General features: G+C 50.4%; 9 protein-coding genes and 1 tRNA gene. 6 read left to right on the top strand and 4 right to left on the bottom strand.

Features of this window, described 5'->3' with window-relative positions:
• Nucleotides 1-1,454: 1,454 nt before the first annotated feature.
• The 3 genes from ACOQPM_RS10655 to ACOQPM_RS10645 form a co-directional block, all read right to left on the bottom strand.
• Nucleotides 1,455-3,077: an ABC transporter permease subunit gene (locus tag ACOQPM_RS10655; protein WP_420629241.1), complete on the bottom strand. Its 1,623-nt coding sequence runs from the start codon at nt 3,075-3,077 to the stop codon at nt 1,455-1,457.
• A gap of 203 nt (nt 3,078-3,280) precedes the next feature.
• Nucleotides 3,281-4,456: an amino acid ABC transporter substrate-binding protein gene (locus tag ACOQPM_RS10650; RefSeq protein WP_420629240.1), complete on the bottom strand. Its 1,176-nt coding sequence runs from the start codon at nt 4,454-4,456 to the stop codon at nt 3,281-3,283.
• Nucleotides 4,457-4,973: 517 nt separating this feature from the next.
• Nucleotides 4,974-5,162, bottom strand: a complete 189-nt coding sequence (locus ACOQPM_RS10645) for a hypothetical protein (RefSeq protein ID WP_420629239.1) — start codon at nt 5,160-5,162, stop codon at nt 4,974-4,976.
• Nucleotides 5,163-5,523: 361 nt separating this feature from the next.
• On the opposite strand from ACOQPM_RS10645, the gene ACOQPM_RS10640 reads away from it, so the two are divergent.
• The gene (locus ACOQPM_RS10640; protein WP_420629238.1) at nt 5,524-8,526 is read left to right on the top strand and encodes an AfsR/SARP family transcriptional regulator; all 3,003 of its coding nucleotides are present in this window, start codon (nt 5,524-5,526) and stop codon (nt 8,524-8,526) included.
• Between the two features lie 89 nt (nt 8,527-8,615).
• Here the strand turns inward: ACOQPM_RS10640 and ACOQPM_RS10635 are convergent, their stop codons facing one another.
• Nucleotides 8,616-10,391: a hypothetical protein gene (locus ACOQPM_RS10635; protein WP_420629237.1), complete on the bottom strand. Its 1,776-nt coding sequence runs from the start codon at nt 10,389-10,391 to the stop codon at nt 8,616-8,618.
• Between the two features lie 258 nt (nt 10,392-10,649).
• On the opposite strand from ACOQPM_RS10635, the gene ACOQPM_RS10630 reads away from it, so the two are divergent.
• The 5 genes from ACOQPM_RS10630 to ACOQPM_RS10610 all read left to right on the top strand — a co-directional run bounded on the left by ACOQPM_RS10630 (nt 10,650) and on the right by ACOQPM_RS10610 (nt 14,060).
• Nucleotides 10,650-11,210, top strand: coding sequence for an HD domain-containing protein (locus tag ACOQPM_RS10630; protein WP_420629236.1), 561 nt, complete (start codon nt 10,650-10,652; stop codon nt 11,208-11,210).
• Nucleotides 11,211-11,371: 161 nt separating this feature from the next.
• Nucleotides 11,372-12,304: a thioredoxin-disulfide reductase gene (trxB, locus tag ACOQPM_RS10625; RefSeq protein ID WP_420629235.1), complete on the top strand. Its 933-nt coding sequence runs from the start codon at nt 11,372-11,374 to the stop codon at nt 12,302-12,304.
• A gap of 252 nt (nt 12,305-12,556) precedes the next feature.
• Nucleotides 12,557-12,793 carry a hypothetical protein gene (locus ACOQPM_RS10620; RefSeq protein WP_420629234.1) on the top strand — a complete coding sequence of 79 codons (237 nt, stop codon included), beginning with the start codon at nt 12,557-12,559 and terminating at the stop codon, nt 12,791-12,793.
• Between the two features lie 2 nt (nt 12,794-12,795).
• Nucleotides 12,796-13,941 (top strand): site-2 protease family protein, encoded by a 1,146-nt coding sequence (locus ACOQPM_RS10615; protein ID WP_420629233.1) that lies wholly within the window; start codon nt 12,796-12,798, stop codon nt 13,939-13,941.
• Nucleotides 13,942-13,986: 45 nt separating this feature from the next.
• Nucleotides 13,987-14,060, top strand: a tRNA-Met gene (locus ACOQPM_RS10610).
• Nucleotides 14,061-14,116: the final 56 nt, after the last annotated feature.

Raw genomic sequence — 14,116 nt, 5'->3', positions numbered from 1 at the left:
CACAATGGCAAAGACGGTAATGATGAGGGTGAGTAAAAAACCACCCCAATTCACGTCTGGGTCAATATCTGAGAAGATGGGCTGAGTCACTTCCTGAGGAACGCCATCAACCATCAGTTCCCTAGTGTAGCTAAATGAACCAATGATCATGCTGAACACTTGTATGAGGGCTAAAAAGGCCAAAACGCCAAAAACGATCAACAATAGTCGCAATAACGTTCGGCCAAATATGGTGAGTTCCCCTTCGCGTTCCTGTTGCGGGAAGCGTCGGTTGATAAAGAAAGCAAGCCCACCGAAAACAAGGAAACCTAGCACGCCAAGCAAATTCCGGTTACCAGAAAGGGTTGCCTGAATTCGTGTCCAGTTAGAAATGGGTTGTAAGACGCCATCGCCGAGACGCTCAAGGGGACGGCCGTTTACATACGTTATGCGCCCCGCCTCTTCCAGTTCTTCAATAAAACCAGTCCAGGCAAAGGTGTTATCCCAAATGCCACGCGTGACTGAACCGAACCCATCCACCTCAAACGGCACGGGATTCACCCCGCGAAGGAGCAGATAAACAACAATTGGCGATGCCAACCAAAGATAGGTCAGAATCTGGCGCAGCCGCTTATTTTGGAAACTATCCCGGTAAACAAATGTTGTGGGTACAAAAAGCACCACCAACAAAATGATCACTGCCCAAATCCGCCACGTTTCGTCACGGTTAAAGCGGAAGATCATCATTGTCAGCAGGTTTGCTTCCACAGCGCCCCAGTTAGCCCCGGTAAATTCCCGCTCCACATCAAAGAAGCGTGGATTTTCGGCCGTGCTGGCAAAACACGTAATGCCATTCTCTGGATCATCTGGGCTTACATCGAAGCAAAAAGAGGAAGCCTCTTCGCCCACAGCCAAATTGCTGGGGGGCGCGGCGAGATCGGCCGTAGCAAAGCAGCGTTCTGCAGAGTCTTCCACGATGGTAGTTGCCGATACATCTGTATCCACCCCACCCATTGTAAAACAGTACTCGCTGCCACCAGCGTCGATCAATTCTGCCTTATAATCCTTTGCTGGCACCGACACAAAGCTGGCATTGACCCAAGCATAGTTGTAAAAAGCAATCACCGCAGCAATAATCCCCAACACAATCAGTAAGCTAATTTGAGTGTTGGTGATGTTGTTGTACATGTTATTTTTGAGCCACAGCGATAACGCATTGTGCTTGTGCCGTAGCTCATTGATGGCAACCAAGGCCACTGTCACCACCCAAGCCACCAAAACCAAAATGGTAGAGATAGGCGCAGCCTGTACTCGGTTAACAACCGTATTTAGCGTAAAGGCAGTGAGAACGATCAACCAAAGTGTCAAAATCCATGAGCGGGTAATCTGCTCTGTTACGAAACGGTTAATCTGAGCCTGAAAATCGTCAGGCAAAAAGTCAAAGCGCGTTTGTTTTTGGGGTAATGTCGTCATGATTATCTCTCCACCAGCGCAATTCTGCGGTTATACCAGTTCAGGAAGAATGAAATGAACAGGCTAAACGACAGATAGGTTAAAGCCAAAATCACAATTGGCTGAATGGCACGACCTGACTGATTGATAATTGTGTTGATGGTACGGTACAAATCAGGATAGAGGACAGCCAACGCCAAACTGGAGTTCTTTGTGAGATTCAGATATTGGCTGGTTAGCGGGGGAATAATAACCCGTAACGCCTGTGGCAACACAACAAGGCGCAACCGCTGCGTTTCAGAAAGACCCAACGCTCTGGCGGCCTCTGTTTGTCCCTTTGAGACAGACAAAATACCGGCACGAACAATCTCAGCGACGAAAGCCCCGGTGTATAAAACAAGCCCAAACAAAATGGCTGAGAATTCCAGCGACATTTTGGAACCACCCACAAAGTTGAACCCTTCTAACTTGGGTGTGGAGATGCGAACGGGCGTTTCTGGCAGGGGAACAACAAGCTGATCGGCACTGTTTTCTAACAAATCACGCTCGGCTGCCACAACGGCAGCTGTTGCCACAAAAGCATCACAGCCATCCTCTGCATATTCTCCAATCGCCTGATCGGCACGGTCACTGCGACTCACTGAAAATGGCACATTTGCCCGGCGCAGTTGTGATGTTAAGTTAATTTCTGATGGGGAATCTTGTAGGGTACAAATCGCAAATTGGGCTTCGTCCACTGCTTCTTGTGTTAGTTCGCCAGTTGCAATGAGGTCATCAATTTCAGACAAATCTCCAATGCTTAGACGACGTTCAATCAGTGCCGGAATATCGTCAAATTCGCGAACTCGGTCGGCGCGGGCAACCAGCATCGCTTCGTTGTTGCTATTATTGCCAGCCACATACCAGCCAATGACAACCACTATCAGGAAGGAAAGAATTACCCAAAATGTTCGGCTGGATTCCTGACCCGTTTGCTCTTCGCGCCGTCCCAGGATGACCCACAGGAGCTGCGCCTGAACAATGCCTAACACAATAAAGGCAACCCAGGTAGCAAAGGAGGACATGGGAATCAGAGAGGGATAATTGAGACCTCGCTGACTTACAAAAACAGACCCTAGTTGAATCGCTTCGCCCACAAGCGGTAACCCCACCAGAAATACAACAAAGTACAGGAAAAATAGCTGAAGCAACAAGGGGGTGTTACGCATCAGGTCAATGTACCATTTGGCAATGTTACTTACCAACCAGTTGGGGGACAATCGGGCAATACCTGTAATGGTGCCCAAAATTGTGGTGAGAATGATGCCAAAGAACGCAATTTTCATCGTGTTGAGCGCGCCAACTGCAATGGCCCGCCAGAAAGAATCAGAAGGTTCATAATCAATAACTGATTCTTGAATATCGAACTGAGCATCGGCACTCAAAAAGTCAAAGGCACAGCGAAGGCTAGATGTACCGTCTCGACAAATAAATTGCGCTTCGCCTAGGCCGATTATGTTGTTATTGATATTGACAAGTAGCCATCGGGCGCTAAATAGGAAAAATATGACGAATGCTATTTGGAGCAAAATCCCAATGATACGGCCGTCTCGCCAGGGCGGAATCCGTTCATTGCCCCGTATGGAACTGCTGGGTATGTCCGACATGGGCGTTCTCCTGTTTTAGGTTATAGGTGAAAACGGGAAAGTAGTTTGAATTTAGATAACGATGATTCTCCCGTTTTCCCTAAGCAAATCACAATTTCGCAAACCAGTTTACATAAAGACTCTCTATGTGATTTACATACAAGACAGCCCGACACGCAATGTGCCGGGCTGTGCTTTACTCAAACAATCAAATCAGAAAAATCTTATTTGAATGGCGTCGGATAGAGGATACCGCCATCGGTGTACAGTGCATTGCGGGCCCGTGCCAGGTTAAATGGCGTATCAGGGCCGAGGTTCGCATTGTAGATGTCTTCGTAGTTACCAACTTGGGAGATAACCTGGTAACAGAAATCGTTGCCCAAGCCCAATGCCTGACCCAGATCGCCAGTCTCACCTAGCAGGTTCTGAATAACGGGATCGTCACCGCCCAACATGCTATCTACGTTTGCATTGCTAATGCCGAGGAATTCAGCGTTGACGGTACACATCACAACCCAGCTCACGATGTCGTTCCAGTTGTTGTCGCCGTGACGGGTAACAGGACCCAGCGGCTCACGGGACATATCCTCGTCCAGAATTACGTGTGCGGACGGGTCAGCCAGCAAAATCTGCTGAGAAACCAGACCGGATTTATCTGTCGTGAAGCCGTCGCACGCGCCGGAATCATATGCGTCGCGGGTAGCCACAGCATCATCACCAACCAGCGGCGTGTAGTTAACGCCGATGGAGGTCATGTAGTCAGACAAGTTCTTCTCTGTGGTGGTGCCGGACTGCACACAAATGGTAGCGCCTTCGAGTTCAGCCAGGGTGGTGATGCCGCTTTCGGCGCGAACCATCATGCCTTGCCCATCGTAGAAGGTGATAGGTGCGAAGTCGAAGCCCAAAGCTGTGTCACGGCTGAAGGTGTGGGTGGTGTTACGAATGAGTACATCAACCTCACCAGACTGCAGCGTGGGGAAGCGGGATTGACCGGTTGTGGGGGTTACTTCAATTGCTTCAGAATCGCCCAAAACGGCCGCTGCAATTGCTTTACAGAAGTCAATATCAAAACCGCTGAAACCACCGGTATCGGGATCCAGATAACCAAAACCAGGAACATTGGCATTACCACCACAGTTCAGCGTACCGCGAGATTGAACCTGAGCCAGGGTGTCGCCACCGCCTGCAAACTCTACCGCAACCTGCTCGGTGACAGTTTCGGTAACGGTTTCGGTGACAGTTTCAGTAACGGTCTCTACAACCGTTTCTGGATCGCCAGCAACTTCGACGATGCGGGTAACTTCTACAAACTCGGTAACAGTTTCTGGTTCGCCACCGCCACAAGCTACCAGAGCCAGGGTCAGCATAAGCAATGCTACAACAACAATTTTCTTGTTCATATGGATTCTCCTCCAAGTGTAAGCTTAACAAAAAATTTTTAAGTCAGGGTGCTTTTCAGCTTCATTTCAATGTATCTAACCACCTCCTTATTCACAATATTGATTTGGCTATATTAACCACCTGTGCGTCTACACTCACTGTGCTATGCAAGCTTGGGAAGCGTAATTTTATTATCAGGGACGCTCCCGCATTGGCAGCAGATAAGCAAAAATACCGCCTGAACCCATAATCAGGTGGTTTTTTATAGCTTCTCAGTTGGCAGACTAACGTGAATTTGACGTGTTTGTCATGAATTTGCCCAATAGACAACAGTGCCTATTTTGTTGAATCGCTTTCTTTCTTCCCAAAAAATGCGGGTCATTTTAGTGACAAAATCCTTGCATTAGAAGTTAATTAGTATAGCGAGGCTGGGCAAATGAGCAAGTTTTGGTGGGGGGCTGGTGAGGCACGGCCGTTTTTGGGGTATCTTGCAAGGGAAACGGCCGTCTTACAGTCGGGTACATCCAAGTTAAACGGTTACTTTCCTTCGTCTTGGGCAGCAGTTTCCGTTTTGTTCCGAATAAAGTCAACAAGCTGGTCTACCGAAGCAAACCCTTCCTGTTCGCCCGTATGCGGATTTTGCAGCGTGGCACGCCAGGGCATCCCCTCTTCCTCGCGCCAGATGCGTAATAAATATGCGTGATAATGTTGCAAATTTTTATTCATAAGCGTTTTCTCGTGCGAAAGTTCCAGGCACCGCCAAACTATGACATTGCAAACTGATGATCTACCTTTCGATAGACGATACCAGGCAAAGAGAGCCTTATCCGTCCCCTCATTCATCATTAGAGTGGGCTATAATGATGTAGCAAATCACAAGAAGATTTTTAACGAACCTTCTTTGTTGTGATTTGCTCAAGTAAAAGCGGGAGAAATAGCTCTTCTTATTTTCAAAAACTTTCCCGCTTTTACAGCAAACCGCAGAAAATATGTTGAGTAAAATCTTCCCTAATCGTTTTCTATTTAGTGAGTTTACTTTTAGAACGATCCGAAAACGATCCATTTACTAAAACCTGACACATCACCGATGACAAACAGGCTAGAGCTAACCCTCCTTGGGGAAACAACAATTAAAATTGATGGCAAACAGGCAAGCGGCCTAGCTTCCCGCAAGTCGGAAGCAATGTTGATTTATTTGGTAAGTACGCAACGGCCGTACTCCCGTGAGCTCCTGGCCGATTTTTTCTGGGATGACCGCCCCTCTGAACAAGCCATGGCCAATTTGCGCTCCTTGCTGTCCGGGCTGCGCCGCAAGTTCAAGCCCTATATAGAAATCACCCGCCAAAGGGTTGCCTTCAAAACCGAAAGCCCCCACTGGTTGGATACGGCCGTATTCCAAACATTGGCCCAAAGCGAAGACGTGGCCGACTGGGAGCAAGCCATCATCTTGTACCAGGCTGACTTCCTGGTTGGGTTCGATATTCGGGACAGCCGCGGCTTTGAAGAGTGGGTATCGCTGGAGCGGGAGCGGCACCAGCGCACGGCCGTTCACCTGCTGCGGCGGCTGGTGCAGCACCATTTAGACCATCAACAGTACGAAAAGGGCATCCGCTACGCAGCGCGGCTGCTCGCCATCTCCCCGCTAAGCGAATGGGCGCACCGCCAAATGATGCTGCTGCTGGCGCGCAACGACCAGCGCTCCGAGGCACTGCGCCAATACCGAACCTGCTGCGACATTTTGGTAGAGGCGTTAGGCATTGATCCCTCGCCAGAAACCACCACCCTGTACGAACGAATTCGGTCTGCGATAGACATCCGCCGCCACAACCTGCCCGTAACCACTACCCCCTTCGTGGGGCGCACCGAGGAGCTAAAGCAAATTCAGGGGCAGTTGGTGCGGCCGTCTTGCCGCTTGCTGACATTGGTTGGGCCTGGGGGCATTGGTAAAACCCGTCTGGCGCTGGAACTGGCCAAAACGGCAGTTGGCACCACCCTGAACGGCGTCTATTTTGTGCCAATGGCCGCCGTACCCGCCCCAGACTTTATTGTACCTGCCATTGCCGAGGCGATTGGCTTCACCTTTACAGGCGCCTCATCGCCTAAAGCGCAGCTGTTGGCCTACCTGCAAGCCAAAGAGATGCTGCTTCTGCTAGATAATTTTGAACATCTGCAAAAAGGGAGCCAACTGCTGGCAGAAATGATCCAGGCGTTGCCAGACGTGAAGCTACTGGTCACTTCCCGCGAGCGGCTCAACCTGCAAACCGAGTGGACATTTGAAGTGGGGCCGCTGCCGTTGCCCAACGGCCGTACGGCAGAAACGGCCGATTCCTTAAAACTGTTTACCCAGCTAGCCCAACGCGCCCAGGCAAATTTTGCCCTAACGCCCCAAAACCAGCTAGACGTTGCCACAATTTGCCAGTTGGTGGATGGCGTGCCGCTGGGCATCGAGCTGGCTTCGGCCTGGGTGCGGCAACTTAGCTGTGCTGAGATTGCCAGCGAACTGGCGCGAGATATGGATTTTTTGCAAACTCGCGCCGGGGATGTGCCAGACCGTCACCGCAGCCTGCAAGCGGTGTTCGACCATTCCTGGGCGCTGCTTACGGAAGCAGAGCAGCAGGTGCTGGCACAGCTTACCGTTTTCCGAGGGGGCTTTACCCGCGAGGCGGCACGGCAAGTGGCCCAAACCACTTTTTGGACGCTGACCACGCTGGCCGATAAGTCGCTGCTACACCGGGAAGCAAGCGGCCGTTACGAAATGCTGGAGCTGGTGCGCCAATTTGCCGCCGAACGGCTGGCCATCTGGCCAGAACTGGCCGCAACTGTCCACGCGCGTTATGCCCAATATTATTTGCGACTGCTCCACACCCAGGAAAATCGTTGGCACACTGATCAGCGACAGCAAGCCGTTGATCAACTATCGCCTGAAATTGAAAATGTGCGAACTGCCTGGCGCTGGGCGGTGACAGCTCTGGAAAATCTAAACGCGCCAGATGCAGCAGCACAGGCTATGCAGCTTATTGATCAGGCATTGGTGTCGCTCTTCTTTTTGTATGAATCACGAGGCTGGTTCCAGGATGGTGCAGCCGCGTTTGGCTGGGCAATGGCTGCTTTAGAGGAAATGAACCAGGGCAGCAAGACCAATCCGCTTTACGGCCGTCTGCAAGTGCGTTACGGCCGTTTTTCCACCTTTTTGGGGCAGTTTGAAAAAGCAGAGCAACTGCTGAAACAGGCGTTGGCCCATCTGGAATCTAGCGAAAACGCCAAAGAGATTGCCCTATGCCACAGCTATCTGGCCATCGTTTTGGGCTTTCAGGGCAATTATGAACAAGCCATCGCTGCTGCCGAAGCTGCTTTAACCCTAACCCGCGAGATTAATTACAAGCCGGGGCTGGCATTTGCCCACAATTTACGTGGTACGCTAGCCCATCGCCAGGGGGAGTACGAGGCTGCCCAGGCACAGTATGAAGCCAGCCTGTCTTTGCGGCGAGAGTTGGGGGATCAGTATGGAACGGCCGTTGCCCTTAACAACCTGGGTAACCTGGCCAATGCCCAGCAAGATTTTACCACTGCGCGTAACTATTACGAAGAAAGCCAGCTCCGGTTCAAAGAAATCAATCACCAACCAGGTCGTGCTGCCACGCTGGGGAATGCTGGTGTGGTTGCCATGGAACTGGGGAACCTAGCCGAGTCTCGACAACTACACGAAGAATCTCTCATCCTTAAGCAAGCGTTGGGCAATCGGCGTAGCATAGCTATTTCGCTGGTGAACCTGGGTGAAGTGACTTATCTGTTGGGGGATGCCGATGCGTCTCGCCGCGCTTTTCATGAGGCGTTGCGAATAACGCAGGCCATTCAGGCGCAGCCGCTGGCGCTGGATGCGTTGGCAGGACTAGCCGCGTTGCTAGCTGCAGATGAGCAACGGCCGTTGGCCATTCGGCTGCTTCAGCTAGCTCTCCACCACCCGGCTAGCACCCGCGAAACCAAAGAAAAAGCGGCACAACAGCTTTCCAAAATGGATGTTGCCGTTGAGCCACTTGAGTTGCCAGCGTTGGCTGAGGTGATTGCAGAGGTTTTACGACCGTACGCTTAAGCACAAACCAGTAAATGTTGTCGGGTACGTAGCCGCGGATTCTTTCCACGCCACCAGAGTGCAGTAAGAAACTGCGGCTACAATCAACCTTACCGATTCACGTAATCCCGCTGCGTTGCCTGTACAAAGAATTCCACCATTTCCCCGGTATCGGTTTCTCCAGAGAATTTCCACGTTGGCTGAACAATAATCGTCGGTTGCCCATCATAGCGCACCTCGCCATTGTCATTAGTTGGCCAATTGTAGGTGGTATAGTAAGCCAACGACACCTCATTGACGGTGAACGATTCGTAAGCGAATGGCTCAAATACGGGTTCTTCGCCAATCGGCCCTTCTTCAACGGGCGGTTCTACGGGCAGCAACTCCTCATCTGGCGGGAAGTTCACAATTTTGTCAATGCTTTCCCAATCCAACACTGGATATTCCAGCCCCAAGTCGCGGGCAGCCCAGGCAAACAGGTAAACCTCGGTGCCATCTTCCAGATCAGTCGGAGCATCTGGCACGATGAAGCTGTTGCCCGTGCTGCTATCTGTAAACAGTACCTGGTCGCCACTTCGGTTAATGATGCCCGCCCCAGAGGTTGCCGGTTCAAAGATTTCAGAGATCGGTTCCCAGCCAGCCAGCTCAATCGTATCGCCATTGGGTCCAATCTGCCCCCAAATGTGGATATGTTGCCCCACATGCCCGGTTAGAGCATTCAGCGTGGCCGCATCTGCCTGCACGCGATAGTTGCGTAATTGAATACGCGGCTCCGCACCTTCATCTACCGGCAAAAAGACGATAGGCCATTCGTACAAATGGATTTCATCCCCTGGTGCAAATTCACGCATCCAGAATTGGTACAAGTCTGCATCTGGTCCCTCAATGAAAGCAGGTTCCGCAATGGCCAATTCCGGTTGGGCAGCGTACATGTACGGAATATTGTTGTCTACCACGCCACTTTGCAAAATTTCCCACGCTTCCTGCGCGGTGATAAGCGGGTAGCGACCCATCATTTCGGCATTACGCAGCACTTGGTAGCTGGCAAAGTAAACACGGCCGTCGTGACTAACCCCCACTGTCATTTCCGGCTGATTGGTCGGCTGGCCATCAATAGTGCGGACAAAGTTCACATCGGCTCCCCAAATTTGCATCACCTCGTACTCAAAGTCGAGCAGACCACGCTCCTGTACAAAGGCTTCGGCAATGGGAACGGCCGCTTCAAAAGAAATTGGGTTCTCATAATCGTTCTCGATGCTGCGGTCATTGTAATACACGCCCCATTGGTCAATAATAAGCGTGCGCTGGCCGTCAAAAAGATGGTAGACAACTGGCGGTTCATAAGCCGGAGAACCTTCTTCCTGCTCAAAAACCGGGTACTGCTCCTGGTAGATTTGCCCAGAGAAGCCAAAGCGATCTGCCAACTCGCGCACCTCATCCAGGCTAATCTCCTCGCTGGGCACATTTTGCAACACGGGGGCTAACCCCGGTGCGGTGGGCAGGCTGGTGTTTAGCAAAAAAACGGTTCCAGAAAATGGATCGGTGTAAATGAAGCTGGTATCTGCAATCTCTAGTGAGGCAGTTTCAGCCACGGCCGCATCGCCGCCGCCACCTTGGGGTCGCACATTGGCACCTCCGCCGCCCAAGCCGGAAGCCTGGCTGTTGCCTTCTAGTATGGGCAGTGGCGGTAACTCAGGCGTTGTTTCTTCACCTGCCCCACCCTCATCTGCACTAACATCGTTATCCGAGTCCTCCGAACTATCAGATACATCGGGTTCGGGTGTTGCTTCTTCAGCAGCGGAGCAGCTCACGCTGAACAGCCCGCCAATGATGAATAAGAAGATGAGGGGAATTACTATCCCTCGAAAAATTTTGTAACGGTTCATAATGGTTTTTCCTCACATTAAATTTTGACTTTTAATAATATTTTCTGTAGTTTGCTTGACATCATCTTATCTCAAAATTCTTATAGCTTCTGCACACAAAGTTGACCAGTTGCAAACAACTGGACACAATAAAGACGATCTTTTATGCAAAAAAGTTCAATTTTGACGCAAAGCGTTCAGACTTTTGAAGTTTCTCCCTTTAGAATTTGCAGCAATTCAAGGCTAAAACTTCAAAAGTCTCCAGAGGATAGTTGGAAGATGGATGTAACGGCCGTTCTCAACACACTCTTACATGGCAACCAACTTAAACGCACGCCCCGCACAGGCTGGGTACAGCGCGGCGTTCCAAATGCCGAAAACGTGGCGGCGCACAGCTTTGGCGTGGTGTTTGTCGCCCTGGTTTTGACCCAGATTGTTGAAGAAGAAATAGATTTAGGACGGCTGCTGGCCATCGCCGCCCTGCACGATTTACCAGAAGCACTCACCACCGACATCCCCACACCCGCCTGGCGCTATCTGCCGTCCGGCATTAAAACCGATGTGGAGCGGGGGACGATGCAAGAAATGTTGGCAGATACGGAGTTTGCCCCCACCTTCATGGATTTGTGGGAGGAACTCCACGCCAACAAAACGGCCGAAGCCAAATTGGTCCACGACGCCGACAAACTGGAGATGTTTTTGCAGGCAGCGGTGTATGAAAAGCAGACAGGCAATAAGCAGCTAGAGGAATTTTGGGAACGGCCGTACACTTTCCATTACCCCCAAGCCCAGGCGATTTACAACAAGCTCGTCTCACAAAAAGATCAAGCAAACATATAAAATCTGCGTTGCGTCCAAACAAAAGAATGTAAGAATTGCCCGGTCAAACCCATCTACTACATAGATTTTGTTACCATTTTAGTCAACGATTTTGGAGAAGTTCAACCTTTGGCAAAAGCTGAGCTTCTGACAACAAATTTTTAACAGAGAGAAGAATTCACATGCAAAAAGAACGCGTAATTGTTATTGGTTCAGGCCCCGCAGGCTTAACGGCCGCTATGTACACCGCCCGCGCCCAATTAAACCCACTCGTCATTGCTGGCACCCAAATTGGTGGCCAGATTGCCCTCACCCATGAAGTGGAAAATTACCCCGGCTTTTGGTCAGAAGAAAAAACACCAACTGGCCCAGAGCTGGTAGAAGTCATGCAAAAGCAAGCTGAGCATTTTGGTGCCCGTTTTGAGTATGATGAAGTTGTCGAGGTTGATTTCAGCAAGGGCGCACCCTTCTACATTAAAACATACGGCAATGAATACGAAGCCGATGGCGTTGTGGTCACTGCCGGTGCATCCCCGCGTCATCTGGGCGTTCCCGGTGAACAAGAATACGTTGGCCGGGGCGTAAGCTACTGCGGCACCTGCGACGGCTTCTTCTTTCGGGGTAAAGATGTCGTCGTGGTTGGCGGTGGCGATAGCGCCATGGAAGAAGGTATCTTCTTGACTAAATTTGCCAACAAGGTAGAGGTTGTTCACCGTCGGGACGAACTGCGTGCTGGTACTTCCTTGCAAAATCGTGCCTTTGCCAACGAAAAAATCTCCTTCGTCTGGGACACTGTAGTAGAAGAGATTCAGGGCAATGGCGTGGTGCAAGGTGTGCAAACCCGCAACGTAAAAACAGGTGAAACAAAGCCACTGAAAACAGATGGCGTTTTTATCTTCATTGGTCATTTTCCCAATAGCAAATTCCTGGTGGGTCAGTTGGCAATGGATGAAGAAGGGTACGTTATCACCGATGAACGATACCGCACCAGCGTGCCCGGCGTCTACGCCGCTGGCGAAATCCAGGATTCGCACTTCCGCCAGATTGCCACCTCTGTGGGGCAAGGTACCGGAGCCGCCATGGAGCTGGAGAAGTGGCTGGCTGCCCAAGAGTAAGCAATCTGATGCCAAGCACTGGTCGTATGATCACTATTGTCGAAGAACCCTTTGACTAGTGTCTGGCATCTTTCAAATGAATATTTTGTAATTGAGCAGTTGGGTCATTACCTGATTGCTCAATTTTTCTTTATAATCAGGTGCATCAACAATTTTGGCTACAAGTGTCATTCCCGCGCAGGCGGGAATCCATTTCAAAAACAATAGATGGATACCTGCCTTCGCAGGTATGACCGTATTTAGGAATAGCACATGGACGGTTTAAAGAATTGGATTACAAATCACCCGAACTTATCTGCCTGGTTTGTTTTGGCACTGGGTATGGTGGTTTTGCTGGTGTATGAAGCGCGTGACGTGGGTTTGCAGGGCAGCCAATGGTTTTGGCTGATTGTGGTGACTATTTTGGTAGCCGGTGCCTGCATCTGGATTATTAGCTGGGGGGACGACGATGAGGATTTAGCTGACGCGCCTCCGAGCGGCAGCGAATAGTTATGCAGCAGCAACCTTCCCCCTACACAGCCCCACCTCCGGTTGTTTCTCTGGAAAAAGTTGAAAAGATGCGTCGTGGAATGGCTCACCTGTTTTCAGTGGGCGACACGACGCTGGATGAGCCACACAGTGGCTTTGTGCGGTATCGCGGCCGTTTTTTGGTAGATTCCGCCGACTGTTTTGATGAAATTCGGGAAATCTTTGAGGCGCAGGGATTTACGCCAACGGTGAGGGAGGAGGAGAACGGCCGTATTGCCATCGTTGCTATTCCTCAAGTTTTTAACCCATCTGCCTCCGATTGGCGCATTAACCTTGCCCTGTTTGTTGCCACCGTGCTTGCCACCTTGCTAACAGGCTCCTTTTACAATGCAGAAACAGTAGAGCAAGCATTCCAGATTTGGCGCGGTTGGCCGTTTAGCCTAAGCATCATGCTCATTTTGGGGGCACATGAATTAGGCCATTATTTTGCTGCTCGATACCACAAAGTGGCCGTCTCTCTTCCTTACTTCATCCCCCTTCCTGTTCCTGTTATTTCGCTTTTTGGCACGTTAGGAGCCTTTATTCGTATGAAGGAACCTGTTAAAAACAAACGCGCCTTGTTTGATATTGGTGTCGCTGGTCCGCTAGCCGGGCTTGTATTTGCTGTGCCAATTTTAATTTACGGTTTAGCAACATCTGAAATTGGGCCTATGTCTTCAACAGGTCTTTTGGAAGGGAATTCTCTTTTTTATTATCTGTCGAAATTTGCTGTTTTTGGTCAATTTTTACCAAGTGAAACCAGCGATGTGTATTTAAACCAGGTAGCCTGGGCTGGCTGGGTAGGATTGTTGGTAACTTCTCTTAATTTGATGCCTGTGGGCCAGTTAGATGGCGGGCACATCATGTTTTCACTTTTTGGCAGACGCGCAGGCCAATTATTTATGCCAATCATCGTGATATTGGTTGCTTTATCAATTGCATCTTACCTAATTTATGGAACTGCTACCTGGACGCTTTGGATTGTGCTGCTCTACTTTTTTGGACGGACATATGCTGAACCATTGGATGATGTGACAGAATTAGACCCGCGCCGCCGTTGGCTTGGCATTGCGACAATGATCATTTTCGTGCTGATTTTTATGCCGGTTCCCCTACGCATTTTGGGGTGATTTTTGCTCCCGTTGGCAGAGTTGGCTATAATTCCGTTCGCTTTTGGCGCCATAGCTCAGTTGGTCAGAGCGGGGGACTCATAAGCCCTAGGTCAGTGGTTCAAATCCACTTGGCGCCACACAGGAATTACAAAGGCCGCTCCAAAATTGGGGCGGCTTTTTCTTTTGAGACTGG

This window comes from Candidatus Leptofilum sp., from assembly GCF_965223525.1.
Taxonomy (GTDB): Bacteria; Chloroflexota; Anaerolineae; order Promineifilales; family Promineifilaceae; genus Leptofilum.
The sequence above is the reverse complement of the archived record's forward strand: the minus strand, read 5'-3'. Positions and strand labels throughout refer to the sequence as shown.

Bases quoted from the DNA above. Each gene is read 5' to 3' on its own strand.
- trxB (WP_420629235.1), top strand. From the start codon at position 11,372: ATGCAAAAAGAACGCGTAATTGTTATTGGTTCAGGCCCCGCAGGCTTA.
- ACOQPM_RS10655 (WP_420629241.1), bottom strand. From the start codon at position 3,077: ATGTCGGACATACCCAGCAGTTCCATACGGGGCAATGAACGGATTCCG.
- ACOQPM_RS10630 (WP_420629236.1), top strand. From the start codon at position 10,650: ATGGATGTAACGGCCGTTCTCAACACACTCTTACATGGCAACCAACTT.
- ACOQPM_RS10645 (WP_420629239.1), bottom strand. From the start codon at position 5,162: ATGAATAAAAATTTGCAACATTATCACGCATATTTATTACGCATCTGG.
- ACOQPM_RS10640 (WP_420629238.1), top strand. From the start codon at position 5,524: ATGACAAACAGGCTAGAGCTAACCCTCCTTGGGGAAACAACAATTAAA.
- ACOQPM_RS10635 (WP_420629237.1), bottom strand. From the start codon at position 10,391: ATGAACCGTTACAAAATTTTTCGAGGGATAGTAATTCCCCTCATCTTC.
- ACOQPM_RS10615 (WP_420629233.1), top strand. From the start codon at position 12,796: ATGCAGCAGCAACCTTCCCCCTACACAGCCCCACCTCCGGTTGTTTCT.
- ACOQPM_RS10650 (WP_420629240.1), bottom strand. From the start codon at position 4,456: ATGAACAAGAAAATTGTTGTTGTAGCATTGCTTATGCTGACCCTGGCT.
- ACOQPM_RS10620 (WP_420629234.1), top strand. From the start codon at position 12,557: ATGGACGGTTTAAAGAATTGGATTACAAATCACCCGAACTTATCTGCC.